The following is a 15,362-nucleotide window of genomic DNA, read 5'->3' on the forward strand; positions in this document are numbered from 1 at the left end:
AGTGGCGGCCCATGCAGCGAGCCCGGCTTGCGAGAGACATCGTGGCGGCCATCATCAGAAGAAGGTCAGCCCGACCTGGAACAGGCGCTCGACTTCCCGGATACGGCGCTTGTCGACCACGAACAGGATGACGTGGTCGTTGGATTCCACCACCAGATCGTGATGCGCGACCAGCACTTCCTTGCCACGCACCACGGCACCGATGGTGGCACCCTCGGGCAGATTGATGTCCTCGATGCGCCGGCCCACCACCTTGGAGGAGCGCTCATCGCCGTGGGCGATGGCCTCGATGGCTTCTGCCGCGCCGCGCCTGAGAGAGTGCACGTTGACGATGTCGCCCTTGCGCACATGCGTCAGCAGACCGCCGATGGTGGCCTGCTGCGGCGAGATGGCGATATCGATCTCGCCACCTTGCACCAGGTCCACGTAGGCCGCGTTGTTGATCAGCGTCAGTACCTTCTTGGCGCCGAGTCGCTTGGCCAGCATCGAGGACATGATGTTGACCTCGTCATCGTTGGTCAGCGCGCAGAAGATGTCGCAGTCCTCGATGTTCTCCTCCAGCAGCAGGCGCTTGGAGGTGGCGCTGCCGTGCAGGACCACGGTGCGGTCGAGGCGCTCGGACAGGTCGGTGCAACGGGCCAGCGAGTGCTCGATGATCTTGACCTGATGGGTGTGCTCGAGCGTCTCGGCCAGGCGCTCACCGATGTGGCCGCCACCGGCGATCACCACGCGACGGAAGTTGCGGTCCACGCGGCGCAGTTCGCCCATCACGGTGCGGATATCCTTGCGCGCCGCGATGAAGAACACCTCGTCATCGGCCTCGATCACGGTATCGCCACGCGGGATGATCGGACGATTGCGCCGGTAGATGGCTGCCACGCGAGTATCCACGTTGGGCATGTGACGACGCAGGAAACCGAGTTCCTGACCGACCAGCGGACCGCCATAGTAGGCCTTTACCGCCACCAGCTGAGCGACACCATTGGCGAAGTCCAGCACCTGCAGGGCACCGGGATACTCGATCAGGCGGCGGATGTGATCCGTCACCACCTGCTCGGGGCTGATCAGCACGTCCACCGGGATGGCATCGTGGGAGAACAGGCCCTTGCGGGTCAGATAGGCGGTGGAGCGCACCCGCGCGATCTTGGTCGGGGTATGGAACAGGCTGTGGGCGATCTGACAGGCAATCATGTTGACCTCGTCAGAATTGGTCACCGCGATCAGCATGTCGGCATCTTCGCCGCCGGCCTGACGCAGCACCTGGGGATAGCTGGCCGCGCCGGTGACGGTGCGGATATCGAGACGGTTGTGCAGCTCGCGCAGCCGCTCGGTGTCGGTGTCCACGACCGTGATGTCATTTTCTTCATGGGCCAGGTGTTCGGCGAGTGTGCCGCCGACCTGACCTGCACCCAGAATGATGATTTTCATGTCCGGCTCGTCCGCTGTTGCTCAGTCGGCACAGGATAAACCAGTGCCATGACGGAAGACAGCCGTGCCCCGGGAGTCGGGGCACGGCTGTCCTGATGTGCCAGGCGCGTCATCTCGCAAGCCGGGATGCGGTACGCCTGTCCGGTGATCCTGCCGAGCGTCAGGCGCCGGCCTTGGTGATGTGCGCCAGATAGAAGCCATCGTGGCCATTGACCTGCGGCAGCATCTGACGACCGGCACCGGAGACACGGCCCCAGTCGGCCTTGATGGTCTCGGCCTTGGCATCCGGCGTGGCGGCCAGGAAGCGATCCATCACCCGGGCGTTCTCCTGGGTGATGATGGAGCAGGTGCCGTAGACCAGGGTGCCGCCGGGCTTGAGCATGCCCCACAGGTTCTCCAGCAGCTTGCCCTGCAGGCGCGCCAGGTCCCCGATGTCGTTCGGGCGACGCAGTAGCTTGATGTCCGGGTGACGGCGGATGACGCCACTGCCGGAGCAGGGCGCGTCGAGCAGGATGACATCGAAGGCTTCGCCGTCCCACCAGTCGCGCTCGCTGGCATCGGCGCACACGACGCCGGCGCCCAGTTCCAGACGCTCCAGTGTCTCTTCCACGCGTTCGAGACGCTCGCCGTCGATGTCGATGGCAGTGGCGTCCAGCGAGGGGAAGCGCTCCAGCATGTCCGCCAGCTTGCCACCCGGCGCGGTGCAGGCATCCAGCAGGCGCACGCCTTCCCCTTCGGGGTTGATGGCCGTCACGGCGGGGGCCAGCAGCTGACCGGCCAGCTGGGCGGCCTCATCCTGCACGCTGACCAGGCCTTCCTCGAAGCCCGGCAGGGCACTGACGTCGCAGGCGCTGGCCAGAGTGATGCCGTGCTCGGCGAAGGGGCAGGCCACGGCGTCGATCTCGGCGTCGGCCAGCTGGGCGAGGTAGTCCTCGCGGCTGATGGCGGCGACATTGACGCGCAATGTCATCGGGGCCTGGGCGTTGTTGGCGGCGGCGATGGCCTCCCAGTCGTCCGGCCAGTTGCGCTGGAAGGTGTCCAGCAGCCACTGCGGGTGGGAAAGCGCCACGGCGGGGTCCTTGTCGACCTCGGCTTCCAGTGCTTCCTGCTCACGCTGGAAACGACGCAGGCAGGCATTGAGCACGCCCGTCGCCCAGCCCTTGCCCAGGCCGCGTGCGGCGCCAGCGGTCTCACCGACGGCCGCATGTGGCGCGATGCGCATGTACAGCAGCTGATAGAGGCCGAGCAGCAGCAGGGCGTGGATATCCTGGTCCTGCGCCTTGAAGGACGATTTCAAAAGCTTGCCCGCGAGTGCGTCCAGACGCGGCAGCTGGCGGCAGACACCGAAGCACAGTGCCTTGTAGAGGCCCTGGTCACGCCCGGCGACGCCAGACGGCAGGCCGTCCAGATTCAGAGAGGTCTTTGCCGCCAGTACCGGCGCCAGGGTGCGCGCAGCGGCAACCCGGACGGCAGCGCCCGGTGAGGCCGGGGCATTGTCAGGCTTGCGGCGTGCACCACCGTGCTTCGAACCACCGCCCTTGCTACGGGCCGGCGGCAGGGAGTTGCGCTTCTTGCCGTTGCCCTTGGAGGACGGGTTGTCTGACTGGCTCATGCGGAAGTCTCGGTCTGTGAATCGGAATCAGGGGCGTGGTCGGCGCCGAGGACAAGGCCCTCGGGGAAGCGCGCGGCACGTGAGTTGAGCAGGTCCTTGACGGACAGCGGCTTGGCACCGGGCAGCTGGGCACGGGTGATCTCCAGCACCTGATGGCCATCACCGCAGACGATGCGCAGGCAATCATTGCCGGGCGCCAGCAGAGTGCCGGGTGACACGAAGTCTGCGAGGCGCTGCTCGCCCATGCGCGACATCCATAGGCGTAGCGGCTCGCCGTCCAGGCGTGTCCAGGCCACCGGCCACGGGTTGAAGGCGCGAATGCGCGCGTCCAGCTCGGCGGCGGGACGGGTGAAGTCGAGTTCCGCCTCGGCCTTGGAGAGCTTGGCGGCGTAGGTGACACCTTCCTCGGGCTGTCGGGTCGCCGGAAGATCGCCATCGGCGATGGCGTCGAGGGCCGTGACGATGGCCTCGCCGCCCTGTGCCGCCAGGGCATCATGCAGCTCGCCGCCAGTAGTGCTGGCGGTGATCGGGGTGCGACGGATCAGCAGCATGTCGCCGGTGTCCAGGCCAGCATCCATCTGCATGATGGTGACACCGGATTCGCTGTCGCCGGCCTCGATGGCGCGCTGGATCGGCGCGGCACCGCGCCAGCGTGGCAGCAGGGAGGCATGGATGTTCAGGCAACCGATGCGCGGGATGTCGAGCACGGCCTGCGGCAGGATCAGCCCGTAGGCCACCACCACCATGATGTCGGCCTCGAGATCGCGCAGGATCTGGCGATCGGCCTCGTCCTTGAAGTTGAGCGGCTGATGGACGGGAAGGTCGTGCTGGAGTGCCAGCTGCTTGACGGGGCCGGGGGTCAGCTTGCGGCCGCGCCCGGAAGGGCGGTCAGGCTGGGTATGGATACTGACGATCTCATGGCGGCTTTCGAGCAGCGCGGCGAGACATTCGGCGGCGAAATCGGGGGTGCCGGCAAAGGCGATGCGCAGGGCTTTCGACATGCAAGAGCTCTCATATGGGGAGCGCGGCCGAGGGCCAGGCTCAAGGTGCTGACGGTAAAGGAGGGATTCAGGCGGTGCCGGTGAATCACTCATCAACAAGCAGGGAGGCCAGAGGAAATCCTCCGGCCTCCCTGCGATGTGACATGGCGCACCGGAGTCCCCTCCGGCGTGCGGATCACGCTTCCTGCAGCTTGTGGCGCTTCTGCATCTTCTTCATCACCCGATCACGCTTGAGCGGGGAGAGGTAGTCGACGAACAGCTTGCCTTCGAGGTGGTCGTTCTCGTGCTGGATGCAATGTGCCAGCAGGCCTTCGGCCTCGAGTTCGTAGGCCTCACCGTTGCGATCCTGAGCGTTGAGCCGTACTTTCAGATAGCGCGGCACTTCGGCGTAGTATTCCGGGATCGACAGGCAGCCTTCCTGCATCGGCTCCTGCGCTTCGCCGATGGGCGTGTATTCGGGATTGACCAATACCAGAGGCTGGGATTGATCCTCGCTGACGTCGATGACGATCAGACGACGATGCACGTCGACCTGGGTAGCGGCGAGGCCAATGCCACGCGCGTCATACATGGTCTCGATCATGTCGTCGATCAGGGTCTGCAGTTCCGCGTCGAAGGTGTCGATCGGGGCGGCAACATTGCGCAGACGCTCATCGGGGAATTCAAGAATTTCGCGCTTGGCCATGACTGGTGTAATTACCGTTGTGCTGTCAGTGGAGATTTGCCTGATATTGTAGTGTGCACAGCCGAGGAACGGAACCGATGGCCTTCAATGCTGCTACTATCGCGGCAATAGTCATGATTGATCGCGAGTTCCGTCAGGCAGGGGCAAGGCTGGGCGGCACGCGCTCGGCGCGGGTTTGAGACAGGCCATCACCACCGACAACAACAGGTGGCATCAACGCAAGGGACGCAGGAATGGGCATGAAACGACTGGTCGGCAACGCCGTGTTCACGGCACTCCTTGGCATGGCGACGCTGGGGGCAAGCGCAGGGACGTCGCTGGCGCAGGCGGCAACCGTACGTGATGACGTACCCTCCACCTATGTGGTGGTGCGCGGCGACACGCTGTGGGACATCTCGGGACGCTTTCTGCGTGAGCCCTGGCTGTGGCCGGAAGTCTGGCGTGCCAATCCGCAGATCAAGAATCCACACCTGATCTATCCGGGCGATCGCATCTCGCTCTATTACGAGAACGGCGAGCCTCGTCTGCGCCTGGAGCGTGGCCAGGGCGGCGTGGTCAAGCTCTCGCCCAAGATTCGCAAGATTCCCAAGCGCGAGGCCGTGCCACCGATCCCGCTCGAGAAGATCTCCGCCTTCCTCAAGGACCACCGCGTGGTCGATCCTGGCCTGCTCGAGAATGCGCCCTACGTGGTGGCCGGTGACGACACGCGTCTGATCAGTGGTGCCGGGGATACCGTCTATGCGCGTGGTCAGTGGCCGGCCTATGACACCTTCAGCATCTACCGGACGGGGCAGCGTTACCTGGACCCTGTCACCCAGGAATTCCTGGGCCTGGAGATGATCAGTATCGGGGATGTCCAGCTGGAGCGTCGCGAGGGCGACATCGGCGTGATGCATGTGGTCTCGGCCAATCGCGAGATTCTCAACGGTGATCTGCTGTTGCCGGCCGATGGCGGGGCCATCAGCACCAGCTTCCAGCCACAGCCTCCCGTCGAGGTGTCGGGCGGCGAGATCCTCGCGGCACCGGACGGACTGCGCAACATCGGTCGCAATGACATCGTGGCGCTCAACCGCGGGAGCCGGGATGGCGTGGAGCCGGGCTTCGTGTTCGGTGTCGAGCGTCAGGGCGAGACGATCACCGACCCCAAGACAGGGGAGCCGATCACTCTGCCGGGCGAAGAAGGCGGCCTGCTCATGGTCTTCCGTATCTATGACAAGGTCAGCTATGCCCTGGTGATGAAGGCGGAGCGCCCGCTGAGTGTCGGAGACAAGCTGCTGGAGCCGCATGGCTGAGCAGACATGCCCGGTATTTGATCCGCAACTGTGAGCATCCGCTCGGGAGGTTTGGCGTGTCGATCGATGGTGATGTCGAGCAGCGCCGCCCCTCGCGGGCGGATTTCGTCTTTCTGGCGCGTCTTCCGGGTATCGGTACGCACACCGTGGCCAAGCTGCTTGAACGAGCTGACTGGCCACAGGGGTGGCTGGCGGCACTGCCGTCGCGCCTTGCCGCGCCTGTGCGGCTGTGGTGTGAGCGACCCGCATCTTCACCGCTTCATCAGCAGGTGATGACGGATCTTGCCTGGCATGCGCCAGAGCAGGGGCGTCATCTGCTGACCCCCGCCGATGCCGACTGGCCTGCCATGCTGGCGCTGTTGCCAGATCCGCCCATCGCGCTGTGGGCCCTGGGTAGGCGCTCCCTGCTCGAGCAGCCCATGCTGGCCATCGTCGGTGCCCGCAAGGCGAGCCCCGCTGGCATGACGCATGCGCATGACCTGGCCGCCGAGCTGGTCTCCCGGGGCTGGAGCGTTGCCAGTGGCCTGGCGCTGGGCATCGATGCCGCAGCGCATCAGGGGGCCTTGAATGCTGCGCTGCGTCTGGAAGCCGATGCCTATCCCGCGCCACCCTCGACTCTCGCCGTGCTCGGGTGTGGCGTCGACGTGACCTATCCTGCCCAGCACCATCAGTTGCGGCTCCGGCTGCTGGAGAGCGGAGGCCTGCTGCTGTCGGAGCATCCGCCTGGTACCGGGGCGCATGCCCGTCATTTCCCGCGTCGCAATCGTCTGATCACCGGCCTCTCGCATGGCGTGCTGGTGGTGGAGGCCACGCTGCGCAGCGGCTCGTTGGTCAGCGCGCGTCTGGCGATGGAGCAGAACCGCGAGGTCTTCGCATTGCCCGGGCGGATCGATGACATCGCCTCCAGCGGATGTCTGGAGCTGATCCGTCAGGGGGCTACCTTGGTGCGTGATGTCGATGACATGCTCGCCGAGCTGAGTCATCTGATGCCGACGGAGCAGCGTCGCCCCTTGACCAGCCCTCGAGGTGTCGTTGACGCGCCATCCGCGCCTCGCGTCTCTTCCCCCCGTTCCGTGCCGACGGGGGCGCGCGGCAATGCGCTACCCGAGAATCTGCCGCTGCTGGAGGGGGACAGGCCTGTCGCGGAGACGTCGCCTGTGCCTGCCCCGCTGTGTTATCTGAGTGCGATGCCACTGGCACTGGATCAACTGGTGGAGCTCTCGGGGACGCATGTGAGTGTCCTGAGCATGCAGCTTCTGGAGCTGGAGCTGGAAGGGCGTGTGGTGCAGGCGCCGGGAGGCTGGAAACGCCTGTAAGCCGTTCAGACATCCCGTCATGGCCCGTCGTGTTTCACGCAAGCTTGCGCAGCGAGCCGTCTCTAGACATCAAAACGCCCTTCAGCGCTGCCTCGGCGGCATCTGAAGGGCGTTCCTGTTTTCTGCAACCCTCAGGCGAGTCACGCTCGCCTGAGGGCGTTGCCGGCCATGCATGGCCGGCAACGTGAACTCACTTGCCTTGGCTGACGCTGCCGCTCTCGGGTTGCCAGACATTCAGTGCCGCCTCGCGCATGGCACGCTTCTCTGCATCGCTTGCTCCCCAGTTGCCGTCATAGACGACACCTTCCCATTCGCCGTAGGTCGGGTTGGGCAGCATGATGAAGCGGCGTCCGAATTCACCGGCCTGCTTCTCGACTTCCGCGTGGCGTGCCGCGCTGGTGGCTTGCTGGAAGGCCTGATCGAAGTCCCCCAGGTTGTCACCCATCAGGATGACGATGTCGTGCTCGGCCGTGACGCTGGCGCGGCGTGCGGTCTTGTCGGAGCTGTCGGTACGCGGCATCACGTGCTCGGCATTCGCCTGCGGGAAGCCCAGTGCGGCGAGATTGTCGATGGTGGCCTGCTTGCCGACCGCCTTGCGATTGGTGATGTAGTAGACATCGACACCGCTGTCGTGGGCGTAGTTGAGGAAGTCGACGGCGCCCGGGGAGGCGGTGGAGACGGCGTCGTCTACCCAGTCCGCCCAGCTCTGGCTGTCGTAGGTACGGCCTTCGCGCAGCGCCCAGCCACCATAGCTGGTGGTGTCGAGCACGGTATCATCGACATCCACGACCACCGCGAGTGGCTTGTCCTCGGCACTGCGACGCGCGAGTGCCAGATTCAGGCGATCGTGCGCCACATTGAAGGCCTGCAGCGACAGACCATGGAATTCAGCGCTGCGTTGTATCCAGAGGGTCGCCAGCATGGCCTGGTCGCTGAGTGGAGCGGCCTGGGCGGCGGCGGGGGCCCCACCTTCGGTGGAATTCAGGGAAGGCGTCTGTTCCACTGTCGGGGCTCCAGAGCTGGCACAGCCGGCCATCGTCAACAGGAGGGCGGCAGACGTACTGAGGGTCGCAAGACGGCGCATGAGGCAGGGTTTCCTTGTTCGGGAGGAGAAGGTGGATTCGTGGTGACCTGCGGTCATCGTGATCCAGGGATGATGCGATTGCGGGATGATGACGTGATGTCGGTGCCATCATAAGTCATGCCTGCGCGACGCAGCGTTGCGTCGGCCTCGCGCTGAGTGGCGTGGTAGAATCCGCCGACTGTCGATGCGGCGGCAGGCAAGCCGCCTCGCCGTATCCCCTCTGCCAGTGTCCATTTCCAGGAGTCCGTGCGGATCATGAATGCCAGTGCTGTTTCGTTCGATCTTTCCGCGGTAGCGGCGGCTGCCGAGCATGTGCGTGGTGGCGGCATCGTCGCCTATCCCACCGAGGCCGTGTGGGGGTTGGGGTGTGACCCCGACGATGGCGAGGCGCTGTCGCGCCTGATCCGGCTCAAGGAGCGCGATCCGTCCAAGGGACTGATCCTGATCGCCGGCGACGTGACGCAGATCGAGCCCTGGCTTGAAGGGATCTCCGAGCAGCAACGTGAACGGTTGATGGCCAGCTGGCCCGGCCCCTTCACCTGGCTGGTGCCTGACAATGGTCGCGCGCATCCGCTGCTCAAGGGAGAGCACGTGAGTCTGGCGGTACGTGTCAGTGATCATCCTCTGGTCCAGGCGCTGTGTGCGGCGCTGGATGGCCCGCTGGTATCCACCTCGGCCAATCGTGCGGGAGACGCTCCGGCGATGACGGCTGCCGAAGTGCAGGCTGCCTTCGGTGAGGCGCTGGCGGATGACGTGATTCTGACGGGGCCGCTGGGCGGCAATCCTCGCCCCAGTACCATTCGTGATCTGGTGACCGGCGAGGTCCTGCGGGCCTGAGCGTTCGCTTTCTTGATGCAGGTCAGGCGCGCAGTCGAGTTCGTCTGCCCGGCCCGCGCGGGAGGGGTATGCTGGCGCTTTCGTTTTCCTCGGCAAGCGCAGCGACGTTATCGTCGCTTTGACATCTTTCATTTTTCGATTCATCGGAGGCATCGTGGCACACGCCAATCTTGAAGACGTGAAGGTCTACCTGCTCGACCTGCAGGACCGCCTGTGTGATGCATTGCAAGCCTGCGATGGCAAGGCTGACTTTCGAGAAGACAGCTGGGAGCGTGCCGAAGGTGGTGGCGGCCGCTCACGAGTCATCGAGAATGGCGGTGTCTTCGAGAAGGGCGGCGTCAATTTCTCGCATGTCTTCGGTCATGAGCTGCCGGCCTCGGCGACTGCCGTTCGCCCTGAACTGGCGGGCCGCAGTTTCCACGCGGTGGGGGTCAGCTGGGTGTTGCATCCCCATAATCCGCATGTCCCGACCAGTCATGGCAACGTGCGCTTCTTCATCGCCGAGAAGGAAGGCGAGGAGCCGGTCTGGTGGTTCGGAGGCGGTTACGACCTGACGCCGTTCTATCCGGTGCTGGAAGATGCCCGTCATTGGCACCAGACCGCGCACGATGCCTGCATCGCCTTCGGCAGTGATGTCTATCCTCGCTACAAGGCCTGGTGTGACGAGTATTTCTACCTCAAGCATCGCGGTGAGACGCGTGGCATCGGCGGCCTGTTCTTCGATGATCTCAACGAGTGGGGCTTCGAGCGTTGCTTCGCCTTCCAGCAGTCAGTGGGAGACAGCTTCCTCGATGCCTATCTGCCCATCGTCGAGCGCCGTCGTGACACGGCCCATGGCGAGCGTGAACGCAACTTCCAGCTCTATCGTCGCGGGCGCTACGTGGAGTTCAATCTGGTCTGGGACCGTGGCACCCTGTTCGGCCTGCAGAGCGGCGGACGCACCGAGTCCATCCTGATGTCGATGCCGCCGGTGGTCCACTGGGAGTATGGTTACCAGCCCGAGGAAGGCAGTCCCGAAGCCGCGCTCTATCGTGACTTCCTGCATGCCCGCGACTGGCTGGGCGAAGAGGCCTGATCGCGTCATTGGCCCTGATGTTTCACTGTGATTGTCACCGGAGTCCTGATGTCCCGCTACGCTGTATTCGGCAACCCGATTGCCCACTCGAAATCCCCGCTGATTCATCGTGCCTTCGCTGAGCAGCTCAAGGACTCCCTGAGCTACGAGGCGCGACTGGCGCCGGTGGATGACTTCGCGGCTGGCTGGGCCGAGTTCGTCGCTGAAGGCGGGCAGGGGGCGAATGTCACCATGCCCTTCAAGGAGCAGGCCTATCGGCTGGTCGAGGTATTGAGTCCGCGCGCTCGTCGCGCCGGTGCCGTGAATACTCTGCTGCTGGGCAAGAATGGCCAGCTGTATGGCGATACCACTGATGGCGTCGGGCTGACCCGTGACCTCGAGCGTCTCGAGGCCCCGCTCACGGACGCGCGTATCCTGATTCTTGGCGCTGGCGGCGCCGTGCGTGGCGTGCTGGAGCCTCTGTTGGCCAAGCAGCCTGCGGCATTGGTGATCGCCAATCGCACCGCTGCCAAGGCCAGCGCGCTGGCCGAGGACTTCGCGGACCTGGCGGGAGATGGCTGTCAGCTCTCCGGTGGCAGCTACGAGGCCATCGAAGGTCAGTTCGATCTGGTCATCAATGGCACCAGCGCATCGCTGGGCGGTGAGTTGCCGCCGTTGCCGGATTCGTTGTTCTCATCGCAGGCGCTGGCCTACGACATGATGTATGCCGCCGAGCCGACCGTCTTCATGCGCTGGGCCAGCGAGCAGGGGGCACGGGGCGAGGATGGTCTCGGCATGCTGGTGGAGCAGGCGGCCGAGTCCTACTTCCTGTGGCGCCACAAGCGCCCGGATACGGCACCCGTGGCGGACATGCTGCGCAAGATGCTGGTCAGCGGCTGACAGGTCGCTGAGGCAGGTCAGTCAGTGACTGCAGCCCGGGTGGCCGGGATGCATGCAGGAGCCGGCACTTCGTTCAACGACGTGCCGGCTCCTTGCGTTGCGGGGCAGAGAAGAAAGTGGATACCGAGGAGGTGGGTACGATTCTCAAGCGCTGGCAGCGGACAGCGCCGATGGCGTGCAGGTTTCCAGACGATAGCCATGTTGATACACGCTCTTCAGGCGCAGGCCACGCCGACCGTCGAGTTCCAGCTTGCGGCGCAGGCGACTGATATGGGTGTCGACGGTGCGGGTGGAGATGTCGCCATTGATCCCCCAGACCATCTCGAGCAGGTAAGCCCGCGAGAACAGCTCTCCAACACGACGCAACAGCAGCACGGCAAGCCGGTATTCGCGCTGCGTCAGATTGACGGGATGTTCGCCGCACCAGATGGTGTGCTCATCCTGTTCGATCCGGTACTGGCCGGGGAGCGCTTCCACTTCCTGCGATCCATTGCTGGCCTTGCTGTTGGCAAGGCGTCGTCCCAGCGCGGACACCCGGGCTGACAGCTCTCTGGGATTGATGGGTTTGCTCAGGAAGTCGTCGGCACCATGCTGCAAGGCATGCACGACATCCTCCTCTCCCTGGCTTGCGGTGATGAACAGGATCAACCCCTGCCAGCCGTGTTCATTGCGCAGCGTACGCGTCAGTTCCATGCCGCAGGCATCCGGCAGCTGCCAGTCGATGATCAGCAGGTCGAAGCTGCGTTCACGCAATGCGCGCAACAGTTGGCTCGCGCGTTCGAATCCTGCCACTTCATGCCCCTGGGACTCGAGACACAGGGTCAGATAATCACGTTGATCATGGTCATCTTCGAGAATGCCGATATGCATGTCGTTGCCTCCCTGCGTGGGTATGACCAGCAGTCTACGCGCCCCTTGCGTGAGACCGCGTCACAATGGTTCACGTTTGGCCCGACGATGGCGGCTTATACTCGTTCCCAGCTGCTCTCTTGCTGTCGTGCACCTCTGCTCATGGTGGCTCGTGATTGGCGATGATGCCTCGCGACGGTGAATCACTGGCCGTGATCAATGGCTACCCATGATCCACAGGAGTCTCCCTCATGCCTCTTCTCGTACTCTCACGCCGCTTCATTCTGGCGTCACGTCGCATGCGCCACTGGCTCCTGCTGATGGCGTTGTCGCTCTCACCCTTCGCCATGGCGCTGGAAGCACCGCAAGGGCCGGTCGTGCTGCGCGTCACGGGTGATATCCGTCACGTCAATGCCGGTGATGAGGCACATTTCGATCGCGCGATGCTACAAGCGCTGCCACAGCGGGAAACCGTGACCACCACGCCATGGCATGACGGTGAAGTCAGCTTCAGCGGACCGCTCGGTTCGGCGCTGATGGAGGCGGTGGGCGTTGACAGTGGCACCATGCGCATCGTCGCGCTCAATGACTACGCGGCCAATGCCCCGGTGCAGGATTACTTCGACTACCCGGTGATACTGGCCATGCAGGCCGAGGGCAAGCGTCTTCGGGTACGCGACAATGGCCCGATCTTCATCATCTATCCCTTCAGCGAGCAGCCGGATCTCCTCAACGAGGAAATCATGACTCGCTCTGTCTGGCAGGTGAAGCGGATCGTCATCGAACGCTGAGCCCACATTCTCCGCTCCGTCTGATGAGCTCTGGCAGGATGCCTGTGCATGAATCCTCTTCGTTCTCTGCATTTCAGAACCGCCATCGCCATTGCCGCGACGCTGTTTTTCGTCTCGGCACTGGTGACTGGCGTGCTGGTCTACCAACGCCAGCAGGCCCTTGAGCACAAGCTGCGCGAGAACCTGATCTGGGCGGTCTATCAGTTCGACAGGGAGGTACGCGAGCTGCGCATGGTGGTGGCCGAGGAGCAGCAGTCTCCCACGCCACCGGAACTGATGGATGACAGTGAGCTGCTGTTGCGTCTGGACATCCTGTACAGCCGGGTACAGCTGCTGCAGAACGGTCAACTCGGCAGCATGCTGGCGGGGATGCCGGAACTGCATGTCCAGCTGCTGGCGATGCTGCCCAGAATCGAGGTGCTGGACAACGGCATCATGGAGCTTGCGAGTCGTCAGCAGCGTGAAGAGGCACTCTACGCGCAGCTGCTCAGTCGCCTGGTCTCTCTTCAGGAGCAGACAGGCAAGCTGCTGCTGGATATCAACGCGGAGGCTGCCTTGCAGCGCACGAAGGAGCGTACGGAGCTTCTCAATCTGTATGCACTCGCGCTGTCACTGGTCCTGCTGATGACCCTCAGCGGCACTGTCCTGGTGGTCGCTCTGATCGTCGAGAGTCGCGGGCGGGCCTCCAAGACCCGCAAGCTGGAGGAGCGTACTCAGGAGCTGGATGGCATGGTGCAGCTGGCGCAGGCCGCCAGTCGTGCCAAGTCGGAATTCATGGCGATCATGAGTCATGAAATACGCACGCCTCTCAACGGCATGGTCGGCGTATCGGACCTCATCGGTGAGGAAGTCTCGACCCAGCGTGGGCAGCAATATCTGGTGATGCTGCGTCAGAGTGCCGAGAGTCTGCAGGCCGTCATCAATGACGTGCTGGATTACTCCAAGATCGAGGCCGGCAAGCTGGAGCTGGACCGGCGCTGCTTCTCGCTGCCCGACTTTCTCGAGTCATTGTCCGCGCATTACACCCGTCAGGCAGACGGTGCCGTCAAGGGGTGCTCGCGCATCTTCCTGGAGGAGCGTGCCGATGACCTGCCTGTCTGGGTCGAGGGAGACGTCAATCGTCTGCGCCAGGTGCTGACCAACCTGCTCAACAACGCGTTCAAGTTCTGTCCCCAGGGGACCATCCGGTTGCGGGTGTCGTCGCAAGAGGACGAGACCCTTCATTTCGAGGTCCACGACAGCGGTTGCGGTATCGCCTCTGACCAGGTGAGTCAGCTGTTTGCCCCCTTCACCCAGGTGGATACCTCGATGGCACGTCGCCATGAAGGGACCGGGCTGGGGTTGGCCATCTGCAAGCGGCTGGTGGAGGCAATGGGTGGAGAGATCGGCGTGGAGAGTCATCTTGGCCTCGGCAGTCGATTCTGGTGTCGCGTGCCGTTGCCGGTGCTGACAGCCTCCGAGGCCTGCCCCCAGCAGACGGCGAGGGAAGCCCCCTTGCCCGAGGCCCGCGTTCTGGTGGTGGAAGACAACGAGGTCAATCAGTCGCTGGCTCGCGCAATGCTGGAATATCTGGGGCAGCAGGTCACGATCGTCGAGGAGGGTGAGCAGGCGCTGGCCTGGCTGTCGCAGGCGGACCATGAGGTTGATCTGATCTTCATGGACATGCAGATGCCAGTGCTGGATGGTCTGGAGACGACACGACGCTGGCGTCAACGGGAAGCCGAGACGTCCGCGACCCGCCTGCCGATCATCGCGATGACCGCCAACGTGATGCAGGAAGATGCACGCCGTTGCATCGAGGCCGGAATGGACGGTGTCCTGCACAAGCCCTTCACTCGTGATGACCTGCAGCAGGTGCTGCACCAATATCTGACGTCCCGCCAGCAGGAGATTCCCGTGGACGCTGGCGTGGGCTCTGGCGCGGAGTCTGACGCGAAATCTGGCACGGAAGTTCTCGCCATGGCGAGCCTGGCGGAGGAGCAAGCGGCGCCTCTCAGTACGGAGCCGTCATCTGATGAGACACATGCTGGCGCCGATCCGGCCTCTGATCAGTGTGACCTGAAGGGCAACCCGTCATCGCTGCTTCAGCAGGCGACCTGTCAGGAGCTGCTTGCCACCCTGAGTCGCGAGGCTTACTCACGACTGTTGAGCAATTACCTGACGCGCCTCGAGGGGCGACTCGACGTGATGTTGACCCTGCTACAGCAGAGGGATCTCGGGGAGCTCAAGCGGGAAGCGCATTCCCTGAAAGGGGCCTCTGCTTCGTTGGGATGCAGCGGTATCGCCAGCGGTGCCAGGGCGTTGGAGGAGGCCGCGATCTCCGAAGACATGACCCGGGCCCATCATCATGTCGCCACGCTGCGCGCCTTGAGTGTGCCGACGCGCGACAGTCTTCTCGAGCAGGGATATTTGCTCTCCTGAAGGGCTTTTTCTCCTGAAGTGCCTTTTGCAGGTGTCCTCATGTGAGGGCGATAGGCGAGCGAAGGGAAGTGAAGCGGAAGAGAAAAGAGTGC

At 63.9% G+C, this 15,362-nt stretch carries 13 protein-coding genes; 7 read left to right on the forward strand and 6 right to left on the reverse strand.

The genetic code is table 11. From position 1 onward, the window contains the following. Nucleotides 1-54 precede the first annotated feature (54 nt). From trkA to def, 4 genes are all read right to left on the reverse strand, one after another. The gene (gene trkA, locus BFX80_RS02620; RefSeq protein WP_077380101.1) at nt 55-1,428 is read right to left on the reverse strand and encodes a Trk system potassium transporter TrkA; all 1,374 of its coding nucleotides are present in this window, start codon (nt 1,426-1,428) and stop codon (nt 55-57) included. Nucleotides 1,429-1,588: 160 nt separating this feature from the next. Then, the gene (rsmB, locus tag BFX80_RS02625) at nt 1,589-3,040 is read right to left on the reverse strand and encodes a 16S rRNA (cytosine(967)-C(5))-methyltransferase RsmB (protein WP_084207894.1); all 1,452 of its coding nucleotides are present in this window, start codon (nt 3,038-3,040) and stop codon (nt 1,589-1,591) included. Next, nucleotides 3,037-4,041 (reverse strand): methionyl-tRNA formyltransferase, encoded by a 1,005-nt coding sequence (fmt, locus tag BFX80_RS02630; RefSeq protein ID WP_084207895.1) that lies wholly within the window; start codon nt 4,039-4,041, stop codon nt 3,037-3,039. The genes rsmB and fmt overlap by 4 nt, the downstream gene beginning before the upstream one ends. A gap of 175 nt (nt 4,042-4,216) precedes the next feature. After that, the gene (def, locus tag BFX80_RS02635) at nt 4,217-4,726 is read right to left on the reverse strand and encodes a peptide deformylase (RefSeq protein ID WP_077380095.1); all 510 of its coding nucleotides are present in this window, start codon (nt 4,724-4,726) and stop codon (nt 4,217-4,219) included. A gap of 239 nt (nt 4,727-4,965) precedes the next feature. Here def and BFX80_RS02640 point away from each other — a divergent pair, with 239 nt between their 5' ends. Beyond that, entirely contained in the window at nt 4,966-6,018 is a 1,053-nt protein-coding gene (locus tag BFX80_RS02640) for a LysM peptidoglycan-binding domain-containing protein (protein WP_205632725.1), read from the forward strand. A gap of 56 nt (nt 6,019-6,074) precedes the next feature. Beyond that, nucleotides 6,075-7,334: a DNA-processing protein DprA gene (gene dprA / locus BFX80_RS02645; protein WP_240499647.1), complete on the forward strand. Its 1,260-nt coding sequence runs from the start codon at nt 6,075-6,077 to the stop codon at nt 7,332-7,334. Between the two features lie 190 nt (nt 7,335-7,524). Here the strand turns inward: dprA and BFX80_RS02650 are convergent, their stop codons facing one another. Next, nucleotides 7,525-8,418, reverse strand: coding sequence for a 5'-nucleotidase, lipoprotein e(P4) family (locus BFX80_RS02650; protein WP_167592964.1), 894 nt, complete (start codon nt 8,416-8,418; stop codon nt 7,525-7,527). A 255-nt stretch (nt 8,419-8,673) separates the two neighbouring features. On the opposite strand from BFX80_RS02650, the gene BFX80_RS02655 reads away from it, so the two are divergent. From BFX80_RS02655 to aroE, 3 genes are all read left to right on the forward strand, one after another. Further along, the gene (locus BFX80_RS02655) at nt 8,674-9,255 is read left to right on the forward strand and encodes an L-threonylcarbamoyladenylate synthase (RefSeq protein ID WP_077380089.1); all 582 of its coding nucleotides are present in this window, start codon (nt 8,674-8,676) and stop codon (nt 9,253-9,255) included. A 154-nt stretch (nt 9,256-9,409) separates the two neighbouring features. Further along, on the forward strand, nt 9,410-10,330 hold the full coding sequence (gene hemF, locus BFX80_RS02660; RefSeq protein ID WP_077380086.1) for an oxygen-dependent coproporphyrinogen oxidase: 921 nt from the start codon (nt 9,410-9,412) through the stop codon (nt 10,328-10,330). 45 nt (nt 10,331-10,375) lie between these two features. Further along, nucleotides 10,376-11,209 carry a shikimate dehydrogenase gene (aroE, locus tag BFX80_RS02665; RefSeq protein ID WP_103751502.1) on the forward strand — a complete coding sequence of 278 codons (834 nt, stop codon included), beginning with the start codon at nt 10,376-10,378 and terminating at the stop codon, nt 11,207-11,209. A 144-nt stretch (nt 11,210-11,353) separates the two neighbouring features. Here aroE and BFX80_RS02670 read toward each other — a convergent pair whose 3' ends face one another. Next, nucleotides 11,354-12,079 (reverse strand): response regulator transcription factor, encoded by a 726-nt coding sequence (locus BFX80_RS02670; RefSeq protein ID WP_084207898.1) that lies wholly within the window; start codon nt 12,077-12,079, stop codon nt 11,354-11,356. Between the two features lie 230 nt (nt 12,080-12,309). On the opposite strand from BFX80_RS02670, the gene BFX80_RS02675 reads away from it, so the two are divergent. Then, nucleotides 12,310-12,849 carry a hypothetical protein gene (locus tag BFX80_RS02675; RefSeq protein ID WP_240499648.1) on the forward strand — a complete coding sequence of 180 codons (540 nt, stop codon included), beginning with the start codon at nt 12,310-12,312 and terminating at the stop codon, nt 12,847-12,849. A 48-nt stretch (nt 12,850-12,897) separates the two neighbouring features. Beyond that, the gene (locus BFX80_RS02680) at nt 12,898-15,270 is read left to right on the forward strand and encodes an ATP-binding protein (protein WP_084207899.1); all 2,373 of its coding nucleotides are present in this window, start codon (nt 12,898-12,900) and stop codon (nt 15,268-15,270) included. Nucleotides 15,271-15,362: the final 92 nt, after the last annotated feature.

The organism is Cobetia marina (genome assembly GCF_001720485.1).
Classification (GTDB): Bacteria; Pseudomonadota; Gammaproteobacteria; order Pseudomonadales; family Halomonadaceae; genus Cobetia; species Cobetia marina.

What these genes read in the sequence shown, in the direction of transcription:
- def (WP_077380095.1), bottom strand. Translation starts at nt 4,726, where the DNA reads ATGGCCAAGCGCGAAATTCTTGAATTCCCCGATGAGCGTCTGCGCAAT.
- fmt (WP_084207895.1), bottom strand. Translation starts at nt 4,041, where the DNA reads ATGTCGAAAGCCCTGCGCATCGCCTTTGCCGGCACCCCCGATTTCGCC.
- trkA (WP_077380101.1), bottom strand. Translation starts at nt 1,428, where the DNA reads ATGAAAATCATCATTCTGGGTGCAGGTCAGGTCGGCGGCACACTCGCC.
- rsmB (WP_084207894.1), bottom strand. Translation starts at nt 3,040, where the DNA reads ATGAGCCAGTCAGACAACCCGTCCTCCAAGGGCAACGGCAAGAAGCGC.
- BFX80_RS02675 (WP_240499648.1), top strand. Translation starts at nt 12,310, where the DNA reads ATGCCTCTTCTCGTACTCTCACGCCGCTTCATTCTGGCGTCACGTCGC.
- BFX80_RS02670 (WP_084207898.1), bottom strand. Translation starts at nt 12,079, where the DNA reads ATGCATATCGGCATTCTCGAAGATGACCATGATCAACGTGATTATCTG.
- BFX80_RS02650 (WP_167592964.1), bottom strand. Translation starts at nt 8,418, where the DNA reads ATGCGCCGTCTTGCGACCCTCAGTACGTCTGCCGCCCTCCTGTTGACG.
- BFX80_RS02640 (WP_205632725.1), top strand. Translation starts at nt 4,966, where the DNA reads ATGAAACGACTGGTCGGCAACGCCGTGTTCACGGCACTCCTTGGCATG.
- BFX80_RS02680 (WP_084207899.1), top strand. Translation starts at nt 12,898, where the DNA reads ATGAATCCTCTTCGTTCTCTGCATTTCAGAACCGCCATCGCCATTGCC.
- BFX80_RS02655 (WP_077380089.1), top strand. Translation starts at nt 8,674, where the DNA reads ATGAATGCCAGTGCTGTTTCGTTCGATCTTTCCGCGGTAGCGGCGGCT.